Source organism: Micromonospora sp. NPDC048894 (genome assembly GCF_040649765.1).
GTDB lineage: Bacteria > Actinomycetota > Actinomycetes > Mycobacteriales > Micromonosporaceae > Micromonospora > Micromonospora antibiotica.
In genome coordinates this window covers 585,725-611,057 of sequence record NZ_JBEZFY010000003.1, presented here as the reverse complement: position 1 = coordinate 611,057, position 25,333 = coordinate 585,725, and the positions used below count along the sequence as shown (strand labels likewise).

At 74.1% G+C, this 25,333-nt stretch carries 26 protein-coding genes; 16 read left to right on the top strand and 10 right to left on the bottom strand.

The window, feature by feature from the left end:
• The first annotated feature begins 37 nt into the window (after positions 1–37).
• The 4 genes from AB0C22_RS09565 to AB0C22_RS09550 all read left to right on the top strand — a co-directional run bounded on the left by AB0C22_RS09565 (position 38) and on the right by AB0C22_RS09550 (position 4,191).
• The gene (locus AB0C22_RS09565; protein WP_357534471.1) at positions 38–751 is read left to right on the top strand and encodes an ABC transporter ATP-binding protein; all 714 of its coding nucleotides are present in this window, start codon (positions 38–40) and stop codon (positions 749–751) included.
• Positions 752–765: 14 nt separating this feature from the next.
• Positions 766–2,184, top strand: a complete 1,419-nt coding sequence (locus AB0C22_RS09560) for a selenium-binding family protein (RefSeq protein ID WP_219462559.1) — start codon at positions 766–768, stop codon at positions 2,182–2,184.
• The gene (locus AB0C22_RS09555; RefSeq protein ID WP_219462561.1) at positions 2,181–2,816 is read left to right on the top strand and encodes a hypothetical protein; all 636 of its coding nucleotides are present in this window, start codon (positions 2,181–2,183) and stop codon (positions 2,814–2,816) included. The genes AB0C22_RS09560 and AB0C22_RS09555 overlap by 4 nt, the downstream gene beginning before the upstream one ends.
• Before the next feature lie 97 nt (positions 2,817–2,913).
• A complete protein-coding gene (locus AB0C22_RS09550; protein WP_357534448.1) occupies positions 2,914–4,191 on the top strand; it encodes a sulfite oxidase in 1,278 nt (425 codons plus the stop codon).
• 42 nt (positions 4,192–4,233) lie between these two features.
• Here the strand turns inward: AB0C22_RS09550 and AB0C22_RS09545 are convergent, their stop codons facing one another.
• Together AB0C22_RS09545 and AB0C22_RS09540 are read right to left on the bottom strand one after the other, a co-directional pair.
• Complete coding sequence (locus AB0C22_RS09545; RefSeq protein ID WP_357534446.1) at positions 4,234–5,640, bottom strand: endo-1,4-beta-xylanase; 1,407 nt, start codon at positions 5,638–5,640, stop codon at positions 4,234–4,236.
• A 207-nt stretch (positions 5,641–5,847) separates the two neighbouring features.
• Complete coding sequence (locus AB0C22_RS09540) at positions 5,848–7,794, bottom strand: ABC transporter ATP-binding protein (RefSeq protein WP_219462566.1); 1,947 nt, start codon at positions 7,792–7,794, stop codon at positions 5,848–5,850.
• A 234-nt stretch (positions 7,795–8,028) separates the two neighbouring features.
• Here AB0C22_RS09540 and pgi point away from each other — a divergent pair, with 234 nt between their 5' ends.
• The 4 genes from pgi to AB0C22_RS09520 all read left to right on the top strand — a co-directional run bounded on the left by pgi (position 8,029) and on the right by AB0C22_RS09520 (position 12,232).
• On the top strand, positions 8,029–9,666 hold the full coding sequence (pgi, locus tag AB0C22_RS09535; protein WP_219462568.1) for a glucose-6-phosphate isomerase: 1,638 nt from the start codon (positions 8,029–8,031) through the stop codon (positions 9,664–9,666).
• A 150-nt stretch (positions 9,667–9,816) separates the two neighbouring features.
• Positions 9,817–10,518 carry a GntR family transcriptional regulator gene (locus AB0C22_RS09530; protein ID WP_219462578.1) on the top strand — a complete coding sequence of 234 codons (702 nt, stop codon included), beginning with the start codon at positions 9,817–9,819 and terminating at the stop codon, positions 10,516–10,518.
• A 119-nt stretch (positions 10,519–10,637) separates the two neighbouring features.
• Positions 10,638–11,465 (top strand): sterol desaturase family protein, encoded by an 828-nt coding sequence (locus tag AB0C22_RS09525; RefSeq protein WP_219462579.1) that lies wholly within the window; start codon positions 10,638–10,640, stop codon positions 11,463–11,465.
• A 146-nt stretch (positions 11,466–11,611) separates the two neighbouring features.
• The gene (locus AB0C22_RS09520; protein ID WP_357534443.1) at positions 11,612–12,232 is read left to right on the top strand and encodes a lysoplasmalogenase; all 621 of its coding nucleotides are present in this window, start codon (positions 11,612–11,614) and stop codon (positions 12,230–12,232) included.
• Here the strand turns inward: AB0C22_RS09520 and AB0C22_RS09515 are convergent.
• The 4 genes from AB0C22_RS09515 to AB0C22_RS09500 form a co-directional block, all read right to left on the bottom strand.
• Positions 12,225–13,064 carry an ATP-grasp domain-containing protein gene (locus AB0C22_RS09515; protein WP_357534441.1) on the bottom strand — a complete coding sequence of 280 codons (840 nt, stop codon included), beginning with the start codon at positions 13,062–13,064 and terminating at the stop codon, positions 12,225–12,227. The two genes, AB0C22_RS09520 and AB0C22_RS09515, sit on opposite strands and share 8 nt — an antisense overlap.
• Before the next feature lie 202 nt (positions 13,065–13,266).
• Positions 13,267–13,695: a DUF1232 domain-containing protein gene (locus AB0C22_RS09510; protein WP_357534439.1), complete on the bottom strand. Its 429-nt coding sequence runs from the start codon at positions 13,693–13,695 to the stop codon at positions 13,267–13,269.
• Between the two features lie 142 nt (positions 13,696–13,837).
• Positions 13,838–15,562, bottom strand: coding sequence for an acyl-CoA dehydrogenase (locus tag AB0C22_RS09505; protein ID WP_255597605.1), 1,725 nt, complete (start codon positions 15,560–15,562; stop codon positions 13,838–13,840).
• A gap of 52 nt (positions 15,563–15,614) precedes the next feature.
• Positions 15,615–16,166 carry a PadR family transcriptional regulator gene (locus tag AB0C22_RS09500; RefSeq protein ID WP_357534437.1) on the bottom strand — a complete coding sequence of 184 codons (552 nt, stop codon included), beginning with the start codon at positions 16,164–16,166 and terminating at the stop codon, positions 15,615–15,617.
• A 124-nt stretch (positions 16,167–16,290) separates the two neighbouring features.
• On the opposite strand from AB0C22_RS09500, the gene AB0C22_RS09495 reads away from it, so the two are divergent.
• On the top strand, positions 16,291–16,590 hold the full coding sequence (locus AB0C22_RS09495) for a hypothetical protein (RefSeq protein WP_357534435.1): 300 nt from the start codon (positions 16,291–16,293) through the stop codon (positions 16,588–16,590).
• Positions 16,591–16,815: 225 nt separating this feature from the next.
• Here the strand turns inward: AB0C22_RS09495 and AB0C22_RS09490 are convergent, their stop codons facing one another.
• Entirely contained in the window at positions 16,816–17,850 is a 1,035-nt protein-coding gene (locus AB0C22_RS09490) for an ABC transporter substrate-binding protein (RefSeq protein WP_357534433.1), read from the bottom strand.
• Positions 17,851–17,997: 147 nt separating this feature from the next.
• Between AB0C22_RS09490 and AB0C22_RS09485 the strand changes: the two genes are divergently transcribed.
• From AB0C22_RS09485 to AB0C22_RS09475, 3 genes are read left to right on the top strand one after another with little or no spacing between them, the layout of a single operon-like run.
• Positions 17,998–18,996, top strand: coding sequence for an iron chelate uptake ABC transporter family permease subunit (locus tag AB0C22_RS09485; RefSeq protein ID WP_255598234.1), 999 nt, complete (start codon positions 17,998–18,000; stop codon positions 18,994–18,996).
• Positions 18,993–20,057 carry an iron chelate uptake ABC transporter family permease subunit gene (locus AB0C22_RS09480; RefSeq protein ID WP_357534431.1) on the top strand — a complete coding sequence of 355 codons (1,065 nt, stop codon included), beginning with the start codon at positions 18,993–18,995 and terminating at the stop codon, positions 20,055–20,057. The genes AB0C22_RS09485 and AB0C22_RS09480 overlap by 4 nt, the downstream gene beginning before the upstream one ends.
• 43 nt (positions 20,058–20,100) lie before the next feature.
• Positions 20,101–20,889 carry an ABC transporter ATP-binding protein gene (locus tag AB0C22_RS09475; RefSeq protein ID WP_219470065.1) on the top strand — a complete coding sequence of 263 codons (789 nt, stop codon included), beginning with the start codon at positions 20,101–20,103 and terminating at the stop codon, positions 20,887–20,889.
• Here AB0C22_RS09475 and AB0C22_RS09470 read toward each other — a convergent pair.
• The 3 genes from AB0C22_RS09470 to AB0C22_RS09460 are packed head-to-tail and all read right to left on the bottom strand — an operon-like array spanning position 20,862 to position 23,493.
• A complete protein-coding gene (locus tag AB0C22_RS09470; protein ID WP_219470067.1) occupies positions 20,862–21,401 on the bottom strand; it encodes a GerMN domain-containing protein in 540 nt (179 codons plus the stop codon). The genes AB0C22_RS09475 and AB0C22_RS09470 overlap by 28 nt on opposite strands.
• 56 nt (positions 21,402–21,457) lie before the next feature.
• Positions 21,458–22,813, bottom strand: a complete 1,356-nt coding sequence (locus AB0C22_RS09465) for a HAMP domain-containing sensor histidine kinase (protein WP_208566597.1) — start codon at positions 22,811–22,813, stop codon at positions 21,458–21,460.
• Positions 22,810–23,493 (bottom strand): response regulator transcription factor, encoded by a 684-nt coding sequence (locus AB0C22_RS09460; RefSeq protein WP_357534429.1) that lies wholly within the window; start codon positions 23,491–23,493, stop codon positions 22,810–22,812. Before AB0C22_RS09460 ends, AB0C22_RS09465 begins: the two co-directional genes overlap by 4 nt.
• Before the next feature lie 148 nt (positions 23,494–23,641).
• Here AB0C22_RS09460 and AB0C22_RS09455 point away from each other — a divergent pair, with 148 nt between their 5' ends.
• The 4 genes from AB0C22_RS09455 to AB0C22_RS09440 all read left to right on the top strand — a co-directional run bounded on the left by AB0C22_RS09455 (position 23,642) and on the right by AB0C22_RS09440 (position 25,320).
• Positions 23,642–24,040, top strand: a complete 399-nt coding sequence (locus tag AB0C22_RS09455) for an STAS domain-containing protein (protein ID WP_357534427.1) — start codon at positions 23,642–23,644, stop codon at positions 24,038–24,040.
• Positions 24,037–24,306 (top strand): GlsB/YeaQ/YmgE family stress response membrane protein, encoded by a 270-nt coding sequence (locus AB0C22_RS09450; protein ID WP_208566599.1) that lies wholly within the window; start codon positions 24,037–24,039, stop codon positions 24,304–24,306. Before AB0C22_RS09455 ends, AB0C22_RS09450 begins: the two co-directional genes overlap by 4 nt.
• A gap of 124 nt (positions 24,307–24,430) precedes the next feature.
• Positions 24,431–25,039, top strand: coding sequence for an STAS domain-containing protein (locus AB0C22_RS09445; RefSeq protein WP_219462599.1), 609 nt, complete (start codon positions 24,431–24,433; stop codon positions 25,037–25,039).
• Complete coding sequence (locus AB0C22_RS09440; RefSeq protein WP_357534425.1) at positions 25,033–25,320, top strand: BON domain-containing protein; 288 nt, start codon at positions 25,033–25,035, stop codon at positions 25,318–25,320. The genes AB0C22_RS09445 and AB0C22_RS09440 overlap by 7 nt, the downstream gene beginning before the upstream one ends.
• Positions 25,321–25,333 lie beyond the last annotated feature (13 nt).

Below are 25,333 nucleotides of genomic sequence, written 5' to 3'. Positions count from 1 at the left end.
ACCCGCCCGGGCGGACGGGGTGACCGGTGGGGCCACGGTGCTGACCGCCCATGCGGTGCGGCGGGCCTTCGACGGCCGGCCGGTGCTCGCCGGGGTCGACCTGACCATCGCCGCCGGTGAGGTGGTGGCGCTACTCGGCGGCAGCGGGTCCGGCAAGAGCACCCTGCTGCGGGTCCTCGCCGGCCTGGACGCCGAGGCCACCGGCCGGACCCGGGTGCGCGGCACCGCCGCCGTGGTCTTCCAGGAACACCGGTTGCTGCCCTGGAAGCGGGTCGGCGACAACGTTGCGCTGGGGTTGACCGGTCCCCACGTGCGCTCCCGGGTGGACCGGGCGCTGACCGAGGTGGGGCTGGCCGACCGACACCGGGCCTGGCCGGCGGAACTCTCCGGCGGTCAGGCGCAACGGGTCGCGGTGGCCCGGGCCCTGGTCCGGGAGCCGGACCTGCTGCTGCTCGACGAGCCGTTCGGGGCACTCGACGCGCTGACCCGACTGCGGATGCAGTCCCTGCTGCGTCGGCTACGCGCCGAGCACGGCTTCGCCGCCCTGCTGGTCACCCACGACGTCGAGGAGGCGCTGCTGCTCGCCGACCGCATCCTGCTGCTCGACGGGGGCGTCATCGCCGAGGAGATCCCCGTCGACCTGGACCCCGCCGGCCGGTCCGCCGACCGACCGGCCCGCTCCCCCGACCAGCCCGCCTTCGGCGCGTTGCGTCGCCGGCTACTCGACCGCCTCGGCGTACCCGCCGCCTGACCCCGGAGCCGACCATGACCCGCTGGACACCCGACCCGAGTTTCTACCCCTCCCCCCGCGAGGCGGCCACCGCGCCCGCCGAGAAGCTGGCCTACGTCGCCGCGTTCGACCGTGCGGCGCAGCGGCCGGACGCGATCGTCGTGCTCGACACCGACCCGGACTCCGCCGACTACGGCCGGGTGGTCGGCTGGACCGACCTGCCGCACACCGGCGACGAGCTGCACCACTTCGGGTGGAACGCGTGCAGCAGCGCGCTCTGCCCCACCGCACCGCACCCGCACGTCGAGCGGCGCTACCTGATCGTGCCGGGGCTGCGGTCGTCGCGCATCCACGTGTTCGACACCCGGCCGGACCCGCGCGCCCCGCAGCTGGTGAAGGTGATCGGCGCGCAGGAACTGGCCGAGAAGTCCGGCTACTCCCGCCCGCACACCGTGCACTGCGGCCCCGACGGCATCTACCTGTCGGCGCTCGGCGGCGTCGACGGTGCCGAGGGTCCCGGCGGCATCGCCGTGCTCGACCACACCACGTTCGCAGTCCGGGGCGCCTGGGAGGCCGACCGGGGCCCGCAGTTCCTGGCGTACGACGTGTGGTGGCACCTCACCCAGGACGTCCTGGTCACCAGCGAGTGGGGCACCCCGTCGATGATCGAGGACGGCATCGTCGGCGAGCTGCTGCTGGGGCGCAAATACGGGCACGCGATCCACTTCTGGGACCTCGCCAAGCGCCGGCACGTGCAGCGGGTCGACCTCGGCGACCAGTACCAGATGGCGCTCGAACTGCGCCCCGCGCACGACCCGACCCGGTCGTATGGCTTCGTGGGGGTGGTGATCAGCGTCGAGGACCTGTCCGCGTCGGTCTGGTTGTGGCACCGCGACGGCGCGGGTGCGGACGCCCCGTGGACGGTGACCCGGGTGATCGACATCCCGGCGGAACCCGCCGACCCGGCCGACCTGCCGGACCTGCTCAAGCCGTTCGGGGCGGTGCCACCGCTGGTCACCGACATCGACCTGTCGGTGGACGACAGGTTCCTCTACGTCTCCTGCTGGGGCACCGGGGAGCTGCGCCAGTACGACGTCAGCGACCCGTTCCACCCGGTGCTGGTCGGCTCGGTGCGGCTCGGCGGCATCGTGGCCCGCACCGCCCACCCGGCCGCGCCGGACGAGCCCCTGGCCGGTGGCCCGCAGATGGTGGAGATCAGCCGGGACGGCCGGCGGGTCTACGTCAGCAACTCGCTCTACGGTTCCTGGGACGACCAGTTCTATCCCGACGGGGTGGGCGCCTGGCTGGCCAAGCTGGACGTCGACCCGGAACGCGGCGGGCTCACCCCGGACGTGCGGTTCTTCCCGCGCGGCGAGGAGTTCCGGGGGCTGCGGGTGCACCAGACCCGGTTGCAGGGCGGCGACGCCAGCTCCGACTCGTACTGCTTCCCGTGACCGGGCGGACCCTGCTGGCGTTGGTGGCGCTCGGCGCGTTCCACGGGTTGAACCCGGCGATGGGGTGGCTCCTCGCGGTCGCCCGGGGGTTGCAGGAGCGTCGCCGGGCGGCGCTGCTGGCCGCGCTGCCCCCGGTCGCGGCGGGTCACCTGGCCTCGGTGGCGGTGGTCGCCGCGCTGGTCACCGCCACCCGCTCGGTCACGGCCAGCACCGCGCTGACGGTGACCGGCGGGGCGGTGCTGGTCGGTTTCGGGCTGTGGCGGCTGTTGTCGCAGCGGCACTTCCGCTGGGCCGGGATGCGGCTGTCGGCGGCGCAGGTGGCCGGTTGGTCGTTCCTGATGTCGTCGGCGCACGGCGCCGGGCTGATGCTGCTGCCGGTGCTGCTGGCCGACCCGCAGCCGGCCGGCGGGCACGCCGGGCACCTGGCGGCGGCGCCGGCCGGCGCGCTGCCGGGGCTGGTCGCGGCCGGGGTGCACACCCTGGTCATGCTGGGCGTCGCGTCGACCGTCGCGCTGGTGGTGTACGAGGTGCTGGGGGTCGGGGTGCTGCGCCGGGCCTGGTTCAACGTGGACCGGCTCTGGGCCGGGGTGCTGGTCGCGGCGGGGGTGGTGACGCTGGCCGCCGCGATCTGACCGAATGGCCCCGGCCGTGGTCGGCCAGTGGCCCTGCCCGGCGGGTAACTCCTACTGATTCAATAGGAGTTACCGTCGCCGAGCCGAAGGAGCCCCGGTGTCCACCGTTGTGTCGTACGACGAGGCAGACCACGACGCCCGCCGGGCCCGGCAGTGGCTGGCCGGTCAGGCCCGGGACCCCGGGGTGTCCCGCGCCGAGCTGATCGCGGTGGGCACGGCGATGAGCGCCCTCGCCGCCGCCACCGACACCCGGGAGCCGGTCACGCCCGCCACCGGGCCGGTCGGGGTGGCCCCGGGCATCGTCAAACCGCTCGACCCCGCGCAGCTCACGCCCCGCGACGGCAACGCCGAGATGCGGTGGGAGGCGATGGCCGGCCAGGGGTACGTGGTGCCGAACGACCGGTTCTTCGTCCGCAACCACACCCACACCCCCCGGATCGACGCCGACACCTGGCGACTGCGGCTGTACGGCGACGGCCTGCGCGACGCCCCGACCCGGGACGCACCGGTCGAGTTCGGCTACGCCGACCTGCGGGCGCTACCCGCCGTCGAGCTACCCGCCCTGGTCGAGTGCGCCGGCAACGGGCGGCACTTCTTCGCCAGCCAGCAGGACACCCCGGCCGCCGGGGTGCAGTGGCGGCTCGGCGGTGTCGGGGTGGCCCGCTGGCGCGGGGTGCCGCTGGCCACCGTGCTACGGCACGCCGGGCTGACCCCCGACGCGGTCGACGTGATGCCAGAGGGCCTGGACCCGCCGTACGTCACCGGGGGTGTCGACCTCGGCCGGGTACGCCGTCCGCTGCCGATCGGCAAGGCCCTCGACGACGTGCTGCTGGCGTACGAGATGAACGGTGCGCCGCTGCCACCCGACCACGGCTTCCCGGTCCGGGTGGTGGTGCCCGGCTGGATCGGGATCTCCTCGATCAAGTGGGTCGGTGCGATCGAGGTCTCCACCGTCGCGCTGTTCTCCCCGTGGAACACCAGCCTCTACCGGATGTTCGGACCCGGCCGGCCGGTCGACGGTGGGCCGGCCGACACGCAGTCGGTCAAGAGCGCGTTCGAGCTGCCCTGGGACGCCCGGCTGGCGGCCGGTGTCGAGACCACGCTGACCGGCCGGTCGTGGTCCGGGGCCGGTCCGATCGACCGGGTCGAGGTCGACACGGGCGACGGGTGGCAGCCCGCCACGCTGGTCGGGGCGGACCGGGGCGGGCCCTGGCAGCGGTGGTCGACGCGGTGGTGTCCGCCGACCGCCGGCCGGTGGACGCTGCGGGCCCGCGCGGTGGACGTGACCGGCCGGGGTCAGCCCGACCGGGCCCCGGGCAACGACCTCGGGTACCTCTTCGACGGGGTGGTCCGGCATCCGGTGACGGCGGTCTGACCGCGACGGTCGCCGCCGCGCCGGGGTGGGGTCGGTGTCCGGTCAGGCGCGGGCGCAGGTCGCCGTGCCGGTGGGACCGTTGCCGGTGCCCTGGAAACCGAACTCGGTGCCGGCTCCCGCACCGACGGTGCCGTTGTAGCTGACGTTGCGGAAGCTGACCGCACCGGAGGTGCCGGTGTGCTGCGCGTTCCACGCGTTGGTGACGGTGGCGTCCGACGGCAGGGGCAGGTTGACCACCCAACCGTCGAGCCCGGCCGGGCCGGCGGTGACCTTGACGGTGGTCACGAAGCCGCCGGGCCAGGAGTTCACCGACACCGCCGCGGTGCAGGCACCGTCACCGGGCGGCGGCGGCGTGGTCGGCGGCGGAGTCGTCGGCGGTGGTGTGGTCGGCGGGACGGTGGTGCCGCCCGCGTTGAGCGCGTCCAACGTGGAGGCGTACGCGGCCTTCTTGCCGCCGTTGCCGTCGAAGAGCAGCGGGGTGGCGCTGGCCCGCCACGAGTCGGTGTCCCGGATGCCGGAGACGGTGATGCCGGTGCAGCGGGAGACCGCCAGGCAGGCGCTGACCACGCGGGAGTAGCTGTCGGCCTGGGAACTGCCGGAGCCCTCGATGTCCAGCTCGGTGATCTGCACCTCGACGCCGAGGTCGACGAATCGCTGGAGGTTGGCCTGGTAGTCCGACGGCACCGGCGACTGGGCGGTGAAGTGGGACTGGAAGCCGACGCAGTCGATCGGCACGCCCCGGGCCTTGAAGTCCTGGACCATGGCGTACACGCCGTTGCTCTTCGGGTTCTGCCCGTCGGTGTAGTAGTCGTTGTAGCAGAGCTTCGCGCCCGGGTCGGCGGCGCGGGCGGCCCGGAACGCCGCCTCGATCCAGTCGTCACCGGTGCGCTGCAGGTTGGAGTCCCGACGCGCACCGCTGCCACCGTCGGCGAACGCCTCGTTCACCACGTTCCACGCGTGGATCTTGCCCCGGTAGTGGGTGGCGACCTGGGTGACGTGGTTGAGCATGGCGTTGCGCAGGGCGGTGCCGGACAGGACCGCCGTCCAGCGCGGTTGCTGCTGGTGCCAGGCCAGCGTGTGACCGCGGACCCGCATCCCGTTGGCCTGGGCGTGGCTGACCAGCTTGTCGCCACTGGCGTAGGTGAACTGGTTCGGGCTGGGCTCGGTGGCGTCCCACTTCATCTCGTTCTCGGCGGTCACCGAGGTGAACTCACGGTTCAGGATGCCGACGTAGACGGAGTCGGAGAGCCTGTTCACCGCCACTGCGGTGCCGAAGTAGCGGCCCGTCTCGGCGGCGGCGGCACCGAGGGTGGTGCCGGCGCTGGCACTGGAGGCGAGGGCGACGGTGGTGCCGACGGCGACCACGCCGGTAACGATCGAGACCAGTGCGGCACGCAGCCGCGGTGGTGTGGTCCGACGCCCGCTGCTGCGGGCGGACACATGGTTCATGGCAGAGACCTTTCAAGACGGTGAGGGGTGCACCGTCCCGACCTTTCGCCCGAGTGCGGTGGCCGGCCCGGGGAGGCGGGGTGGTCGCCCGGAGGCCACACCCGCCTGTGCCGTCGCTCAGCCGCCACCGCCGAGGTCGAGGGGTTACCCGGTGACGCTATCGAAACATCCCCAAGAGTTCAACGAACGTCGATGCCTGAGCCGCCGTCACTCGGTGGCGGCGAGGTAGCCGCTCGCCTGCAACTCGAACAGCTCCCGGTAGGGCCCGTCGGCGGCCATCAGCGTGTCGTGGTCGCCCTGCTGCACCAGCCGACCGTGGTCCATCACGAAGATCTGGTCGGCGTGCCGGACGTTGGCCAACCGGTGGGTGATCAGCACGACCGTCCGGTCGGGCCGCCGCCGCAGGTGCTCGAAGAGCGCGTGCTCGGCGCGGGCGTCGAGGGCGGCCGACGGCTCGTCGCAGATCAGCAACCGGGCGTCGCGGTAGAGGCCCCGGGCGGCCACCAGCCGCTGCCACTGCCCGCCGGAGAGGTCGTGGCCGTTCTTGAACTCCCGGGCCAGCAGGGTGTCGTAGCCGAACGGCAGCCCGGCGATCATGTCGTGCGCGGCGGCCGACCGGGCGGCGTCCTCGACGGTCGGGCCGGCCGCGTCCGGGGGCCGGTCGTGCCGGCCGATGCGGATGTTCTGCGCTGCGGTGAACGGGAACTTCCACCACTCCTGGGTCATCACCGCCACCTGGGCGGCCGTCGCCGCCGGGTCCAACTCGGCGACGTCGACGTCGTCCCACCGGATCACCCCGCCGGTGGGCCGGTAGAGGCCGGCGATCAGCTTGGCCAGGGTGGTCTTGCCGGAGCCGTTCTCACCGACCAGGGCGATCACCTCGCCCCGCCGGATGGTCAGGCTGACCTCGTCCACCGCCGGGGCGTCGGTGTCCGGGTAGCGCAGGCTGACCCGGTCCAGCTCGATGTGCTCGAAGCCGGCGGTGGGCCGCCCCTGCCCGGCGGCGGTGCGGCTGTCGGCCCGGTCGAGGAAGTCCCGGTAGTCCTGGTAGTAGAGGGCGTCCTCGTAGAGGTTGTTGGTGGCGTAGACGGCGAGCGCGAGGCTGCTGCGCGCCGACTGGAGGGCGAGCAGGGCGGTCGCCGCCGCGGCGAGCGCGACCACGCCGGTGAGCAGCAGCCCGCCGAGCACGGCGTAGACCGCGAAGGCCGCGATCCCGCCGACGGACATCCCGACGGCCCTGGTCCGGCTCTGCGCCCGGGCCAGCCGCAGCAGCGCGGCCGTCTCGACGGTCATCATCCGGCGGAACTCGGCGAGCAGGAAGTCCCGCATCTGGTAGGCGCGTACCTCGGCGGCGGTGTGCCGGTTGGCCATCAGGTGGGCGAGCATCCACATCCGGCGGCGGCGGTTGATCCGGGCCAGCATGTCCAGGTACTGCCGGCGGGCCATCCGCACCGCGGTGACCGCCTCCGGCACGGCGGCCAGCAGCAGGCAGGGCAGCAGCACCGGTTGGATCACGGTCACCGCGGCGGCGGTGGCCAGCACGCCCACCACCCCGGTGATCAGGTTGACGGTGTGGTCGACGATCGACGCCGCCTCGGCCATCCCCCGGTCGCGGACCCGGTCCATCTCCTCGGCGAAACCGGCGTCGTCGAAGGCGGCCAGCTCGACCGCCGTGGTGGTCTCGAACAGCCGCAGCTCCACCGCGTAGTTGATCTGTGGGATCAGCCGGGCCTGCGCCCAGCCGGCGGTGACGGTCAACGTGCCCTTCACGGCCACCGCCGCGGCGGCCAGGACCAGCGCGGGCAGCGCGGCCCGGACCCGGTCGGGCGTCGGACCGGCGGCGAACAACTCGCGCAGCACCCCGGTGGTGGCGAGCAGGCCGAGGGTGGTCATCACCCCGGCGGCGAGGTTCAGACCGATCGCGGCGAGGGTGTCGCGACGGTTGGTCGCCCAGGCCAACGCGATGGCCTCGCGCACCAGCCGGGGCAGCCGGCGGGCCACCGACCGGAAACTGGTGTGCGCGAACTCGGTGGCGTGGTGCATCCATCCGCCGTCCGCCAACTCCGGCAGATCCAGCCCGGCCTCCGCCGAACCGGCCTCCGCCGCAGGCTCGTCCGTGGGGGTCGAACGGCGGGGGCCGATCACCGTCGCCATGGGTCCTCCCGGGCCGAAGGGGGCAGGGCACGGCGAGCCTACTGTCGGCGACGAGGCGATGTCGCCCCGTGGTCGGCGTGTCGTACACCTGTCGCATTGGCGTGTCGCCGGCCACCCCGGGGCGGCGGCTGCGCCGGGTCGCGTCGCGTGGCCGCGCCCCGGGTGGCAGGCTGGGACGCGAACCGTCGGCGGCACCACGCGCCGACGACCGTCGTGAAGGAGAAGATCGACCCGATGGCTGCGAGTGTGACCACCACCGACGAATGGCAGGCGCTGCGCAAGCACGCCGAGACGATGCGCGGCACCCACCTGCGGGAGCTGTTCGCGGCCGACCGGCAACGGGGTGAGCGGCTCACCGGCGAGGTCGCCGACCTGCACGTCGACTACAGCAAGCACCTCGTCACCGACGAGACCATCGGGCTGCTCACCGCGCTGGCCGGGCGGGTCGGGCTGACCGACCGGATCGCCGCGATGTTCGCCGGGGAGCACATCAACTCCACCGAGGACCGGGCCGTGCTGCACACCGCGCTGCGGCTGCCGCGCGACGCCGCACTGACGGTGGACGGGCAGGACGTGGTCGCCGACGTGCACCGGGTGCTGGACCGGATGGCCGCGTTCAGCGAGCGGGTCCGCTCCGGGCAGTGGCGCGGGCACACCGGCGAGCGGATCAGCACGGTGGTCAACATCGGCATCGGCGGCTCCGACCTCGGCCCGGTGATGGCGTACGAGGCGCTCAAGGCGTACCGGGACGGCGGGATCGCCTGCCGGTTCGTCTCCAACATCGACCCGACCGACATCCACGACAAGACCCACGACCTCGACCCGGCGAGCACCCTGTTCGTGGTGGTGTCGAAGACCTTCTCCACGCAGGAGACGCTGGCCAACGCCGAGCAGGCCAAGACGTGGCTGCTGTCGGGCCTGGACGCCGACGACGACGCGGCGATCGCGAAGCACTTCGTGGCGGTGAGCACCAACGCGGGCCGGGTGGCCGATTTCGGCATCGACCCGGAGAACATGTTCGGCTTCTGGGACTGGGTGGGTGGCCGCTACTCGCTGCCGTCGGCGGTCGGGCTGTCGGTGATGCTGGCGGTCGGGCCGGACCGGTTCCGCGAGCTGCTGGCCGGCTACCACGCCGTCGACGAGCACTTCCGTACCGCGCCGGTGGAGCGGAACCTGCCGGCGCTGCTGGGCCTGCTCAACGTCTGGTACGTCGACTTCCTCGGCGCGCAGACCCACGCCGTGCTGCCGTACTCGCAGTACCTGCACCGGTTCCCAGCGTACCTGCAACAGCTGACCATGGAGAGCAACGGCAAGTCGGTGACCCTGGACGGCACGCCGGTCGACCACCCGACCGGGGAGATCTTCTGGGGCGAGCCGGGCACCAACGGCCAGCACGCCTTCTATCAGCTCATCCACCAGGGCACCGTGCTGATCCCGGCGGACTTCATCGCGTTCAGCCAGCCCAACCACGACCTGGGCGAGATGCACGACCTGTTCATGTCGAACTTCTTCGCGCAGACCGCCGCACTGGCCTTCGGCCGGACGGCGGAGCAGGTCGAGGCGGAGGGCACGCCCGCCGAGGTGGTGCCGCACCGGGTGATGCCGGGCAACCACCCGACCACCTCGATCATCGCGCCGAAGCTCACCCCGTCGACGCTGGGCCAGCTCATCGCGCTCTACGAGCACATCGTGTTCACCTGCGGCGCGGTGTGGAACATCAACCCGTTCGACCAGTGGGGGGTGGAGCTGGGGAAGGTGATGGCCAACCAGCTCGCGCCGAAGCTGACCGGTGACGCGCCGGACCTGTCCGACGTGGACTCCTCCACGGCGGCGCTGATCAGCCGCTACCGCCGGGAGCGCGGTCGGGCCTGAGGTCCGCGCGGCCGTTGCGGGCACCCGGCAACGGTCACCGGTGAGGTCCGTCGGGACGGCGGCCGGGTCACCCGACCCGGCCGCCGTTTCTTTCGGTACGACTGGTCCAACCAGTTGACGGGTTGATGGGTACGCCGGCACACTGCTGCCGTGGCCTTCGTCCCCGTGCCCCGCAGCTCCGTCTCCGACCACGTCTTCGCCCAGCTCCGCGACGCCATCGTCAGCGGGCGGCACGCCCCGGGCGACCCGCTGCCCGGTGAACGCGAACTCGCCGCCGCGTTCGCCGTCAACCGGCACGCCGTGCGGGAGGCGCTGCGCCGGCTCCAACAGCTCGGGCTGCTACGGGTCAGCCAGGGCGGCGTCACCCGGGTGCTGGACTGGCGGGTGCACGCCGGCCTCGACCTGGCCCTGTCCCTCGTCCAGTCCGGCGACGTGCTGCCGGTGGAGCACCTGGTCCGGGACATGCTGGAGATGCGCGCCTGCGTCGGGGTCGACGCGGCCCGGCGCTGCGCCGTCCGGGCCACCGGGGCGGTGGGGCGGGTCGTGGTCGACACCGTGGAACGGTTCGCCGCGCTCGCACCCGACCTGGCCGCCATGGCCGAGGCGAACATCGCGCTGTGGCGGCACATCGTCACCGGCAGCGGCAACACCGCCTACCTGCTCTCCTTCAACAGCCTGGTGGCCGGGGCGCTGGCCGTCGGGGAGGTGCCGCCGCAGCGACGCGCAGCCGAGTTGCTGGACGTCGCCGGGCACCGCCGGCTGGCCGCCGCGATCGCCGACGGCCGGGGCGACGACGCCGCCACCGAGGCCCACACCCTGCTCACCGCGTCCCTCACCGCCCCCACCGGCTGACCGCCACCCACCCGCCGACCGCTCGTCGGCCCGACCCGCCGACCGCTACCCACCCCGACCCGCCGACCCGTCCCGGGCGTCCACCCCCGTCGCCCGTCCCCCGGAAGGGAACGTCGCGCATGATCCCCGCCGTGCTCTACGCCGTACCGGCGTTCCTGCTGCTCATCGCCGTCGAGGCGTGGTCGTACCGGTTCGCGCCGGACGACGACGAACGCGGCTACGAGCGGCGGGACACGACCACCAGCCTCACCATGGGCGCCGGCAGCCAACTGATCGGCTTCCCGTGGAAACTGCTCACCGTCGGTCTCTACGTCGCGCTGTGGACCGTCGCCCCGGTGCAGCTCTCCCCCACCAGCGTCGGGACCTGGGTGCTGCTGTTCCTCGCCGACGACCTGGCCTACTACTGGTTCCACCGCACCCACCACGAGGTACGCCTGTTCTGGGCCAGCCACGTGGTGCACCACTCCAGCACGCACTTCAACCTGTCCACCGCGCTGCGGCAGAGCTGGACGCCGATGACCTCGCTGCCGTTCTGGCTGCCGCTGGCGCTGCTCGGCATCCCACCCTGGATGATCTTCCTCCAGCAGTCGGTCAGCCTGCTCTACCAGTTCTTCCTGCACACCGAGCGGATCGACCGGCTGCCCCGGCCGGTCGAGTGGGTCTTCAACACCCCGTCGCACCACCGGGTGCACCACGGGGCGAACCGCGAGTACCTGGACCGCAACTACGGCGGCATCCTGATCGTCTGGGACCGGCTCTTCGGCAGCTTCGCCCCGGAACACACCCCCGTCCGGTACGGGCTGACCACGAACATCGGCACCTACAACCCGCTGCGGGTGGCCACCCACGAGTACGCGGCGATCTGGGCCGACGTCCGGCGGGCCGGCTCGTGGCGGCACCGGCTCGGGCACGTCCTCGGCCGCCCCGGTTGGCAGCCCGCCCGATGAGCCGCTCCCGACCCGACCGCCCACCCGGGCGTCCCGGGCCGCACCACGCGGGGGCCGGCGCGTCTCCGGCGGGAGTGCCGGTGCCGCCACCGCCGACCGGGGTGCCAGAGCCGGCGGGGGTGCCACAGCCCGCAGGGACGACCGGGGTGGCGGGACGGTGGCTTCTCGGGTCGTTCGGGCTGGTCACCGCCGTGGAGCTGACCGGGGTCGCGCTCGACTCGACAGCGGTGCAGTGGGCGGCCAAGCCGCTGCTCGCCCCGCTGCTGCTCGGCTGGCTGCTCGCCGTACGGCGGCGGTGGGACCCGGTGGCGACCGGGCTGGTCTGCGCGACGGCGGGTGACGTGGCGCTGCTGGTCCCCGGCACCACCGCGTTCCTGATCGGGATGGGGTGTTTCCTCGGCACCCAGGCTGCGTTCCTGGTGGCGTTCCTGCGCCACCGGCGGCCACCGGCGGGGGCAGTCGCCGGATACCTCACCCTGTGGGCGGCGGGGAACGCGCTGCTCTGGGGCCGGCTGGGCGACCTGCGGCTGCCGGTGCTCGGCTACAGCCTGGCGCTGAGCCTGATGGCCGCCGCCGGCTGGGGGGTGTCCCGGCGGGTGGCCGCCGGAGGTGCGCTGTTCCTCCTGTCCGACCTGCTGATCGGGATCGAGGCGACGGGTGTCCGACTGCCCGGCCACGGGCTGTGGGTGATGACCACCTACCTGGCCGCGCTGCTGCTGATCACCACCGGCTGGGCGGGTCGCCCGGCACCGACCGCCGTCAGGTGAGGGCGGCGACCAGGGCTTGCGGGGCCATGGTGGACGGGCGGTCGCTGACCTGGCCGTCGCCGATCTCCACCAGCCGCCACCGACCGTCGGCATGCCGGGCCAGGTCGGCGGTGACGAACGGCAGACCGAGCGCGGACAGCACGGGGGCCAGCGGCCCGGTGTCCACCGGGGCGTCGGGAAGCTCCCCCGGGGTGTCCGGGTGCGGGCCGGTGAGCACGCACCGGCCGGCGACCCACCAGGTGCGCACCTCGACACCGGACAGCGGCTCGAACCGGCGCAGCACGAAACCACCGGTGAAGTCGTCGTCGCGCAGTTCGCGCAGCCGGGTCGCGATCCGCCAGGCGGCCTCCGCGTCGGCCAGCTCGGGGACGAAGCACGCCTCGTGCCAGTGGTGCTTGGCGGACTTCGTCCAGTCGCGCAGCACGGCCGGGCCGACGCCCAGCCCGGCTCGCGCCCGGTCGAAGTCGGCCCGGTCGACGCCGACCGTCCAGCGGGACTCGGGGGTGAGCGTCGCCGCGGTGGCGTACCACCCGGGCAGCTCGTGGGCACGGCGGTACTGGTCGGGGTCGGTGCGTAGGGTCACCTGCCGGGCGCGGAGCGCCTCGGCGAATCCGGCGTACCCGGTGGCGGACAGCATCCAGCCCCGGTAGACCGCGTCGTCGTCGGCGGGGACCCCGGCGACCGCCCGCCCCGGGTCGCGGCCCGCCGCGAGCGCGTCGTGGTCGACGACGGCCACCCGGTGGCCGGCCTCGCGGGCGGCCTGTGCCTCCGGCGCGAAGTGCGGGTCCGCTCGACGGGGGCGCAGCGGGTCGGCGGGGACGATCAACAGCATGCCCGCATCCTCCCCCAGCCGCGCCACCCCGGGCCGCACGCCCCGGGCGGTGCGGCTCCCCGCGTCGGGGGTGGCTGAGCCGGCAGGTCGGCTCCGGGCGGTGCGGCTCTCCGGGCCGGGGGTGGCTGAGCCGCCGGGTCGGCGAGTCGGCCTGGGCGCGGGCCGTCGCGGGCCCCGACCGGTGCGGCGCGCGGCTGCGGCGTCAACCCGCTGCCGGCCGGTCGCCGTCGGGCGGGCGGATGCCGGTCAGCCGGCACAGCGCGGCGAAGCCGTCCTCGGTGCCCGGCCAGTGCCGGCGTACCGCGTCGACACCCGCCCGGCGGACCACCGCGCGCAGCACCGCGGCCACGATGATCGCGTCGTCGGCGTACCTGATGACCGGAACGAAGTCCGGGATCAGGTCGATCGGGACCGCCAGGTAGGCCATCAGCAGGCCGAGACGCACCCGTACCCCGCGCGGCAGGGTGGCGTCACCGGCCAGCCGGCGCAGCAGCCGCAGCAGGTCCGGCAGCAGCCGCAGCGCCTCCGTGAGCAGCGCACCCCGGGGCCGCACGATCAGCAGGCCGACCAGCAACGCCGCCCAGGTGGCCAGCGCCGCGACGGCGACACCGAGCAGGACGTCCCGGAGCATCTGCTGACTCCCTCCCCGCCGGACGACCTCCCGGAACGGGCCCGCCGCCCCGGCCCGGACCAGCGGCGCGACACCCGGGTCCGCTCCCCGCCGACGGGCCGACACCCGCACGGCATCCCACCACGGGACACCACGGGCGGGATCAGGGGGTCATCTCGTATCGGCCGGCCAGGGCCTGGACCCGGGACCAGACCCGGCCGGCGCGGGCCGCGTCGGCGACCGGGCGACGGACCTGGGTCAGCGCCCAGGCGGCCTGGGCGTCGGTGGTGGTCGGCTTGCCGTGCAGTTCGGTGGCGTGGCCGGCGAAGTCGCGGACCAGGACGTCGAAGATCTGGTCGAGCAGGTCGACGTCGAGCCCGGTCGCCCCGGCCTGCTCCAGGATGAGCTGACCGTAGACGACCAACGCGAAGAGCTGCCCGAGGGCGAGCAGGAAGTCGAGGTCACCCTGCTGCTCCTCGCCCGGCGGGTGGGCGGCGAGCAACTCGCGCAACCCGTCGGCCTGGGCGGTGAACCGGGCCACGTTCGGCACCTCGGCCCGGGCGGCGTACGCGGCCCGCCAGTCGTGGAACCGGATCGCGCCCAGACCACGCGCCGGGCCCTGCCGGAACAGGAACCCGTCGTCGGCCGGGTCGTGCCGGGTGGGCACCGGGGGAAACTCGGCCGGGGCGAAGAAGTAGTTCGCCATGAACTTCAGGATCAGCGCCAGGTTGACGTGCACGGTGCCTTCGAGCTTGGGCAGCCCCCGGATGTCCCGGGCGGCCTTGTCGAAGTAGGTGTCCGCCTCGAACCCCTTGGCGGCGATGACGTCCCAGAGCAGATCGATCACCCGCTCGCCCTCGGTGGTCACCTTCATCTTGGTCATCGGGTTGAACAGCAGGTAACGCCGGTCGTCGGGGCCGGCCGAGCGGAAGTAGTCCACCGCCCGGTCGCTGAACAGCTTCATCGCGACCAACCGGGCGTACGCGTCGGTCAACTCCCGGCGCACGTGCGGGAAGTCGGTGACCCGCCGGCCGTAGAGCACCCGGCGGTGGGCGTGGGTGACCGCCTCGTACATGGCGTGTTCGCAGATGCCGATGCTGGCGGTGCAGAGGTTGAACTTGCCGACGTTGACGGTGTTCAACGCGGCGTCGAACGCAGCACGGCCGGTGTGCAGCACGTCCTCGGCGCGCACCGGGTAGTCCTCCAGCCGGAACTCACTGACGTACATCTGCGCGTTGACCACGTTGCGGACCAGCCGGTACGCCGGGTGCCGGCTGTCGGCGGCGAAGAAGACGTAGCCGTCGGGCCCCTCGACGTCGGCGCGGCGACCGAAGACCGAGACCAGCCCGGCGACGTTGCCGTTGCCGATGTAGTACTTGCCGCCGGTGGCCCGGAAGCCGTCCGCGCCGTCGGGGGTGAGCAGCATGTCGGTGGAGTAGATGTCGGCGCCGTGGGCCCGTTCGGAGAGGCCGAACGCCATCACGTGCCCGTCGTCGAGCAGCCCCGCCGCGCGGGCGCGGACGGCGGCGTTGTCGCTCTGCCAGACCGGGCCGAGACCGAGGACGGTGACCTGCCAGGTGTACCAGTAGCCGAGCCCGTAGAAGCCGAGCACCTCGCTGAGCGCGGCGTTGCGCGCGGTGTCCCAGCGTTTGGCCGGGTCACCGCCACCGTCGGCGGCCGGGGTGCAGAAGGCCGCGAACAGCCCCTGCGCGGCGACGAAGTCGAGGAAGTCGGCGTACCAGGTGTGGTCGTTGTAGCTGTCGACCAGCGCCTTCTTGCCCCGGCGCTCGAAGAAGTCGACCGTGGCCCGCAGCAGCCGGCGGGACTCCTCGTCCAGGTGGTCGGGGTCGTAACGGTGCGGGTCGAGCAGCAGGTTGTCGTCGGTCATCGCGAGGTGGTCCCTTCTCCGAAGGTGGTCAGCGGTCGGCGCGTGCGGGTGGTCAGTGGTCCAGGCCGCGCAGGGTGGCCAGGACGTCGTCGAGCCAGGCCAGCACCATCCGCTCGTACGCGATGCCGCCGCGCAGCACGACGTGCTGGAGGGCGGCACGGTCGTCGCCGGAGACGCCCCCGGGGAAGTCGCGGCGCTCGCCGGCCAGGTAGCGGGCCAGCACCGCCTCGTGGTCGGCGCGGTACCGGGCGACCTCGACGAGCAGGGCGACCCGGCCGGCCCGGTCGGTGAAGGCGGCCCCCCGGACCTTGACGGCGAGTTCGTGGCGCACCGCCTCCGGTTGGACCTCCTCGCGGAGCCAGTCGGTGAGCACGGCGTGGCCGGTGCCGGTGACCGACCAGCGCCGCTTGTCGGGCCGGCCGTGCTGGCCGACCTGTTCGGCGGTGATCCAGCCGTCGGTCCCCATCCGGGCGAGCACCCGGTAGATCTGCTGGTGGGTGGCGGTCCAGAACCGACCGATGGAGCGGTCGAACCGGTGGGCCAACTCGTAGCCGGAGCCCGGCTGCTCCAGCAGCGAGACCAGGATCGCGTGTTCGAGGGCCATCCCGGCATCCTGCTATGCAACGAGTTGCACAACAAGGGTGGAGTGGTGATCCCCACCAAGGTCGGTTGGTTTTGCCACCCGACCCGGTGGAGACTCTTCTCCGGTACCGACAAAGGGGGAGACCATGCCCGACACCGACCGCCCGCAGCGACATACCCGCGCCGCCGTGCCCGCCGGGGTGACCGATCCGCTCCTGTGGCGGATGGCCCTCGACGTGATCGACGCACACCATCCGGACCAGGCGGGGCGTTGCGACAACCTGCTCTGCGAGCACCAGGAGTGGCCCTGCGACGCCGCGCGCAACGCGCAGCGGGCGCTGACCATGGCCGGTGACACGACGACCCGCGGCGCCGACGACCAGCGCACCGGCTGGGAGCAGCCCGGTCGGGCCGCGCGTCGCACCCGGTCCGTCGAAGCGGCCTGAACCGGCTTCCGTCGTCCTGTCCGCACCTGCGGCGGCTGGCGCACCGCAGCGGCGGACGGAGACGACCGCACCGGCACACCACCGGTGCAGCGGTCGGCACGGTGACGCCCGGTGGCGGGGTGTCCGCACCGGGCACCCCGCCCACCACCGGTCGCGCCGGGCGACGGTCCGCCCGGTCCCGACGGGCCGACCCGGCCGGGCGACTGCGGCGATCCGGTGGCAGCCTCAGCCGAGACGCTTGGCGGAACGGATCGCGGTGGCCAGGCTCTCCAACAGCGGGGCCGCGCCCGCGTACGAGAAGCGGGGCACCGCGTCCCACGGGGTGACCTGGTTGGCCCGGACCGCCGGCAGCTGCGCCCAGGTCGGCTTGGCCGCGAGGTCCTTGGGCTGCAACGCGGTGGAACGGTTGTCCAGCAGGATCAGGTCGGCCGGGAACTTGCCGGCGTTCTCCCAGCTCAGCGCCTCGAAGTAGTCGCCGGACTCAAGTTTGGTCGGCACCACGATCTCCACGCCCAGCTCGGCGAAGTACATCAGGTCCGTGCTGACCTTCGGGTTGGAGACGTAGAACAGGTCGGGGCTGCCCGAGGAGGCCATCACCCGGATGCCCGGGTTGGCCTTGACCGCCGCCCGCACCTGCTCGGCGGCGGCCTCGAAGCGGGCCTTGGCCTCGGTGACCTTCGTGGCCGACAGGTCCGCGCCGAGCGAGCGGGCCAGCTCGGCATAGCGCTCGATCGGGCGGGTCATCGGAGTCCGGGCGGTGGTGATCGCCACGCTCGGCGCGAGCTGGAGGATCTTGTCGCGGCTCTCGTCCGGGACGTACCAGAGGGCGTCCGGGTCGTACATGTGGGTGACCAGCAGCTCGGGGCGCAGCGCGGCGTACTTCTCCACGTTGAACTCACCCCAGACGTTGCCGAGCACGGTGACCCGGTCGACGTCGAGGTCCCCGGCCTGCGGGTCGCGGGAACCGTCGGTCCGGGTGGTCTCCCCGAACACGCCCACGAGCTGGGAGTCGAGTCCGAAGTCGACGAGCGCGGCGGCCACCCCGGTGAAGGCGACCACCCGGGTCGGCGCGGCGGGCGCGTCGACCTTGCGCTGCCGGTCGTCGGTGAAGCTCCACGGGCCGGCGGAACCACCGGCGGCGGGCTTCGCCGGGTCGTCGCCCCCGCCGCAGGCGGCGAGGAGGGCGGTCAGGGCCACGCCACCACCGGCGGCGAGCAGGCCGCGGCGGGAGAGTCGGGGTGAGGACGAGGAAGGCAGCATGTGACGTCTTTCGGTCAGGCCGGAGCCGCGCCGGTCCGCGACGGCATGGTTAGGGTAACCTAACCTAAATCGCTGTCAACAATCGGCGCGCGCCACTCTCGCCCCCTGGAGCCGACACTGTCCGCCACCCTGTCCCCACCCACCGTCCTGCCGGGAGCGACGACGAACCGTCGGCGCACCGGCGTCCGGACCGCCGGGCTCGGCGCGGGCCTGCTGCTGCTCGTCGCGGTGGCGGTGCTGAGCATCGCCGTCGGCGCGAAACAGCTCACCCTGGTCGAGGTGTGGCACGGTCTGACCTCCCCCACCTCCCCCGAGCATGCGGTGGTGCAGCAGATGCGGCTGCCCCGTACCCTGCTCGGGCTGCTCGCCGGGGCCGCCCTCGGGGTGGCCGGCGCGCTGATGCAGGCCCTCACCCGCAACCCCCTCGCCGACCCCGGTCTGCTCGGCATCAACGCCGGAGCGTCGGCCGCCGTGGCCACCAGCACCGCGCTGCTCGGCGTCGCGACGGTGCGGGGTTGGATCTGGTTCGCCCTGCTCGGCGCGGTCGTCGTCACCGTGGCGGTGCACGCCGTCGGCGGCGGCCGGCAGGCCACCCCGCAGCGGCTGGCGCTGGCCGGGGCCGCCCTCAACGCGGTGCTCTACTCGTACGTCAGCGCGGTGATGCTGCTCGACGCGGCAGCGCTGGACCGGCTGCGGTTCTGGACCGTCGGCTCGCTGGTCAACGCCGACTTCACCACCGTCGCCACGGTGGCCCCGTTCATCCTGGCCGGCCTGCTGGTCGGGCTGGCCGGGGCCCGCCCACTCAACGCCCTGGCCCTCGGCGACGACGCGGCCCGCGCGCTCGGCGCCCGCCCCGCCCTGGTCCGGGCCGGCACCGTCACCGCGGTCACCCTGCTCTGCGGCGCGGCCACCGCCGCCTGCGGCCCGATCGTCTTCGTCGGCCTGCTCGTCCCCCACCTGGTCCGCGCCCTGACCGGCCCCGACCTGCGCTGGCTGCTGCCCTACGCGGCGGTGCTCGCCCCGGTGCTGCTGCTCGGCGCCGACGTGCTCGGCCGGGTCCTCGGTCGACCCGGTGAACTCCAGGTCGGCCTGGTCACCGCCGTGCTCGGCGGGCCGCTGTTCCTGCGTCTGGTGGCCCGCCGATGAGCCGCGCCCGCGCCACCGCCGCACCGACCCGCCCACCGGACCGGGTGGTCCGCATCGGCACCCGCTCGGTGCGCTGGCGCGGCCGGTCCCTGGTGGTCGGACTCGGGGCCACCGCCCTGGCCGTCGTCCTCGGGGTGCTCGCCATCGGTGGCGGCGACTACCCGATGAGCCCCACCGACGTGCTGCGCACCCTCACCGGCGGCGGTAGCGCCGCCGAGGACTTCATCGTCGGTGAGCTGCGGTTGCCCCGACTGGTGACCGCGCTCGCCGTCGGCGCCGCCCTGGCGCTGTCCGGCGCGGTCCTCCAGTCGCTGGTCCGCAACCCGCTGGGCAGCCCCGACGTGCTCGGGGTCACCCAGGGCGCGGCCACCGGTGCGCTGATCGTGGTGGTTGCCGGGGGCGGCACCCTGCTGCTGTCCGGCGCGGCGCTGCTCGGCGGCCTCGCCACCGGCCTGCTGCTGTGGGCGGTGGCCGGCCGGCACGGCCTGCACGGCTACCGGCTGGTGCTGGTCGGCATCGGCACCACGGCGATCCTCACCGGCGTCAACGGCTGGCTGCTCACCCGGGCCCCGCTGATGGACGCGGCCCGCGCGGTGCTCTGGCTCACCGGCAGCCTCGACGGGCGGGGCTGGGCACAGGCCGTCCCGCTGCTCGGCCTGCTGGCGCTGCTGACGCCGGTGGTGGTCGGCACCGCCCGGGCGCTGTCGGTGATCGAACTGGGTGACGACACCGCCACCGCGCTCGGGGTGCCGGTGTCGCTGGTGCGGCAACTGCTGCTCGGGGCGGCGGTGCTGCTCGCCGCCGGGGCCGCCGCCGCCGCCGGGCCGGTCTCGTTCGTCGCCCTGGTCGCGCCGCACCTGGCCCGCCGGCTCACCCGGGCGCCCGGCCCCAACCTGGCCGCCGCCGCCGCGACCGGGGCGGTGCTGCTGCTCGCCGCCGACCTGGCCGCGCAGCGGGCGATCGACGGCCACCAACTGCCCGTCGGGGTGGTCACCGGCCTGGTCGGCGGGGCCTACCTGGTGTGGTTGCTCGCCGCGCAGGGACGCGCGGCCCGGATCTGAGGAGGACACGGTGACCGAGGACAGTCGACTCGGTGGGGTCGGGCTGACCCTGGCCTACGAGCGGCGGGTGGTGGCCCGGGACCTGTCGGTCGCCGTGCCCGACCGGTCGTTCACGGTGGTGATCGGCCCCAACGCCTGCGGCAAGTCCACCCTGCTGCGGGCCCTGGCCCGCACGCTGCGACCGACCGCCGGCACGGTGCTGCTCGACGGCCGCGACATCCACTCGCTGCGCTCCCGGGAGGTGGCCCGCACCCTCGGCCTGCTCCCGCAGTCGTCGGTCGCCCCGGAGGGCATCACCGTGGCCGACCTGGTCGCCCGGGGCCGCTACCCCCACCAGGGCCTGCTGCGCCAGTGGTCCACGCAGGACGAACAGGTGGTGACCGCGTCGATGGCCGCCACCGGCGTCGGTGAGCTGGCCGACCGACCCGTCGACGAACTCTCCGGCGGGCAGCGGCAGCGGGTCTGGATCGCGATGGCGCTGGCCCAGCAGACCTCCCTGCTGCTGCTCGACGAACCCACCACCTACCTGGACGTCGCGCACCAGATCGAGGTGCTCGACCTGTGCGCCCGACTGCACGAGGAGCAGGGCCGCACCCTGGTCGCGGTGCTGCACGACCTGCACCACGCCGCCCGCTACGCCACCCACCTGATCGCCATGCGCGACGGTCGGGTGGTGGCCCAGGGGGACCCGCGCGAGGTGGTCACCGCCGCGCTCGTCGAGGAGGTGTTCGGGCTGCCCTGCCGGATCGTCGAGGACCCGGAGACCGGCACCCCGCTGGTCGTACCCCGGGCCCGGCGCGGTCGTCAGTCCGGACCGGTGGCGGCGGGGTAGTCGGCGGCGGTAAACGGGCCCGACGACAGCGAACCGTCGGCCCGGGGCACCTCCAGCGGCCGGCCCCGCCGCAGGAACGACACCCCGGCGACGTCCGGTCGGCTGTCCAGGGTGCAGACGATCTGACCGTAGGCCAGCACCTCGTCGCTGCGACCGGACTCCTCCCCCAGTGGCTCCACCTCCACCTGGGCCCGCCCGTCGACCAGCCGGGCGCCCAGCACGTGCACCGCACCGGGCAGGGCGGTGCCGAGGCCGGCCACCCGCTCCGCGTCGTCGGGGCCGGCCAGCAGCCGCCGCAGGTGCCCGTCCACCCCGCCGGACGCGTCGACCTGCCGGACCACCCGGACCAGTCGACCGGCGCGGACCAGGCAGAACGCCTGTTCCACCCGACCCGGCACACTGCTCGCCGCCGGTGCGGCCGGCGGCCCGAACGGCGGCTCGACGGCCCGGGGCCGATCGTCGGCCGGCACCCCGCACCCGGCGAGCAGCAGGGCCGCCACCGCCGGCAGCAGCCACCGCCACGACCACGGCAACCGCCGGGTCACCGCCGGGGAACGCAGCGGGCGGGTCACGGCCGGGCCCCCGGCAGCTCCACCCGGAACCGGGCACCGCCGCCGGGCCGGTCACCGACACCGGCCCGGCCACCATGCGCGGCGGCGTGCTGGGCGACCAGCGCCAACCCCAGGCCGGTGCCGTCCCCGCCGGCCCGGTCGTGCGCGGCCCGACCCCGGACGAACCGGTCGAAGACCACTTCCCGGTCGGCCACCGGCACCCCCGGCCCCTCGTCGTCGACCTCCACCACCCCGACCCCGTCGGACACCCACAGCCGCACCGCGACCGGGCCACCGCCGTAGCGGACCGCGTTGTCCAGCAGGTTGACCAGCACCTGCTCCACCCGCCGAGGGTCCACCGACCATCGCCCCGGCGCGGGTGGGCCGGGCTGGACCAGTGACTCGGGCAGCCCCCGCCCCCGGCACACCCCCCGGGCCAACGCCAGCACGTCGACCTCCTCCCGCTGCACCGGCCGGTCACTGCGGGCCAACTCGATCAGGTCGTTGACCAGCCGTTGGAACCGGGTGATCTCCTCGCTGACCAGGCCGGCGGCGGTGGCCGTCCGGTCGTCCAACCCGTCGCGACGCCGGGACAGCACGCTGGCCGCCGCCGACAGCGTCTGCAGGGGTGAGCGCAGCTCGTGGGCGACGTCGGCGGCGAACCGGCGGTCCCGTTCGATGCGGACCGCCACCTCGTCGGCCATCCGGTTGAACGAGGTGGAGAGCCGGGCCAGGTCCGGGTCGGTGCCCGGGGCGAGCCGGGCGGTCACGTCCCCCGCCGCGATCTTCTCCGCCGCGTCGGCCACCGCCGTCAACGGGCGCAGCCCGTGCCGGGTGGCGTACCAGCCCAGTGCCGCACCGGAGCCGGCCACGGTGACCGCCACCACGGTCAGCGCCAGCGCCAGCACCTGGAAGGTCTGCTCCAGCTCCCGCAGCGAGGTGATCTCGTAGTAACCGGTCGAGTCGGCCAGCGGCACCCCCACCAGCAGCGCCGGCTGCCCGTCGACCCGGATCCGCTGCACCGCCGGCTCACCGTCGGCGACCATCGCCATCAGCCCCGCCGGCACCGCCCCGGACGGGCCCTCGTCGGCGGTGCGGGCGTACCAGCGGCCGTCACGGTGCACCAGCGCCCGGCGGGTGCCACCGGTGTCCAGGGTGCGCAGCACCTCGTAGACGTCCGGGGTGTCGGTGTCCAGGCCGGCCCGCACCACCGCTGCGTCGAAGTACGCCGCCCGTAGCGCCGTGCGCTCCCGCTCGTCGAGCAGCGAACGGCGCACCAGCTCGTACGAGATCAACGCCATCAGCGCCGACAGCAGCAGCGCCCCGATCGCGAACGCGGCGGTGACCCGGGCCCGCAGGCCGAGCCGCCTCATCGTTGCAGCTTGTAGCCGAGGCCCCGCAGGGTCACCAGGTGCCGGGGGTTGGCCGGGTCGGCCTCGATCTTCTGCCGCAGCCGCCCCACGTGCACGTCGACCAGTCGCTCGTCACCGGTCTCGTAGCCCCACACCCGGCTGAGCAGCTGCTGGCGGGACAGCACCCGGCCGGCGTGCTCGGCCAGCTCGCAGAGCAACCGGAACTCGGTGCGGGTCACCGGCACCGGCTGTCCCGCCCGGCGCACCTCACCGGCCTCCGGGCTGATCTCCAACGGGCCGAAGACCAGCACCGGCACCGCCGCCGACGGCGCGACGGCGGTACGCCCCCGGCGGCGCAGCGCCCGCAACCGGGCCGAGAGTTCCTTGATGGCGACCGGCTTGACCAGGTAGTCGTCCGCGCCCGCCTCCAACGCGGCGACGATGTCGTGGGTGTCGTCGCGGGCGCTGACCACCACGATCGGCACGTCGTCGTCGCGGCGCAACTGCCGGATGCACTCGAAACCGTCGAGGCCGGGCAGCATCAGGTCCACCAGCACGTAGTCGGCCGCCTCCTGCCGCTGCGCCCGCAACCCCTCCTCCGCCGTGGCCGCCCCGCGCGCCAGATAGCCCTCGTCCTCCAGGGCCAGCAGCAGCGCCAGACGGATCCGGTCGTCGTCCTCGATCACCAGTACGCCCGCCATCGGGAAATCGTGCCCGGTGCGCGCCGACGATGACGAACCGGCTTCGGCGTACGCGGAATTTGTCACGCAACTGACATACGTCCGCGCGGCCCCCGCCAACCTCGCCCACCAGGCTGGGTCCGGACAGCGAGCCGGAAGGAGGCCGATCGTGGGAGCATCCCGCCCGGAGTGCACCGTACCGCTGGTGGAGGTGTGCGTCACCGACGACCTGGACCTGGCCGCGCTGGCCCGGTCCCGGGAGGTCTTCGACCGGCTCGTCGCGTTGCGCCCGGCCCACGTGGTGGTGGACCTCTCCGAATGCCGGCACCTCGACGCCGCCGCCGTCGGGCTGCTGCTCGACGTGCACCGGGAGCTGACCCGCCACGGCGGCGTGCTGACGCTGCGCGACCCCAGTCCTCGGGCGTTGCGCGTGCTGAGTGCCGCCCGGGTGTCCCGGGTGCTGCCCATGGTCACCACCCCGAGGGCACTGCCGGTGGGCGACGGGCTGGTCCCGTCCGCCGTCCACCGGCGACCAGCGCCGCTGCGGGTCCGGGAGCACAGCCGATGAGCGTGCCCGGCATCGTCGCCGCCGTCGTCGTGGGGCTCGTGGTCGGCACGCTGGGCCGGCTCGTCATCCCCGGCCGCAAGCAGGTCCCGGTCTGGCTCACGCTCGCCGTCGGCCTGGTCGCCGCGCTGCTCGGCACCATCCTGAGCCGGCTGGTCGGCATCGACGGTGACGGCTACACGCTGCGGCAGCTGATCGTGCAGGTCGGCCTGGCCGGGGTCGCCGTGGCGCTGGTCGTCGGCACCGCAGGCGGCCGCACCGAGCCCTGACCCACCGGAACCGGTCGTGGTCCGGCGCATGCGGGGTCTCCGGTCGACCACCGCGCGCCGGGCCACGACCACCGGGCCGCCGCGACCACCGGGCCGCCACGGCCATCCTCAAGGAGGAGATCCGATGACCGTCGTACCGGACGACCCGATGATGACCCTGATCTGTGACAGCTGCGGGACGGTCGCCACCGGCCCGGCCTGTGTCCTGCCCGACGCCGAGGTGGTCTGGACGTTCGTCGCCGAGCAGGGCTGGACCGGTTCGCCGTTCGCCACCGGCCCGCACCGCTGCCCCCGCTGCGAGCTGGTCCCCGAACCGGCCCCGGTGCCGGCCCGCGCGCCCCGCCGCACCGACCCCCCCGGGGTGCTCGGCGTCGAGCACACCGACCAGGTGGCGATCGTCACCGCCGCCGGGGACCTGGACATCGCCACCGGCGACGACCTGCACGGCGCGTTGTCGGAGGCGGTCGACGCCGACCGGCACGTGGTGGTCGACCTGGTCCGGGTGCACCTGATCGACTCCACCGCCCTCGGGGTGCTGGTCCGGGCCCGGCAGGACGCCCGGCAACGCGGCCGGCGGCTCAGCCTCGCCGGACCGTCCCGGTTCGTCCGCACCGCTCTGCACACCATGCGGCTCGACCGGGTCTTCCCGGTCTTCGACACCCGTCAGGAGGCGGTGGACTGGTCCCGGGCCGGCACGGCCGACCGGCCCCGGGAGAGGAGCGCGGCGTGGTGATGCCGTGGCCGCTGCCCGACGACAGCTGGTTGCGTCCCGAGCCCGACCCGCCCGGCCCACCGGGTGACGACGTCCGGCTGGCCGCCGAGGTGGCGTACCGGATCGTGGGCGGGGTGGGTCTGCGGGCCCGACGGATCACCGTCACCGTGCAGAACCGGGTGGTGATCCTCGGTGGCGTGGTGCCCGACGTCGAGGCCCGGCAGCTCGCCGGTGAGGTCGCCTGGCAGGTGCCCGGCGTGGCCGACGTCTGCAACGCGCTGCGGCTGTCCACGAAGCGCTGATCCCCGGCGTCGG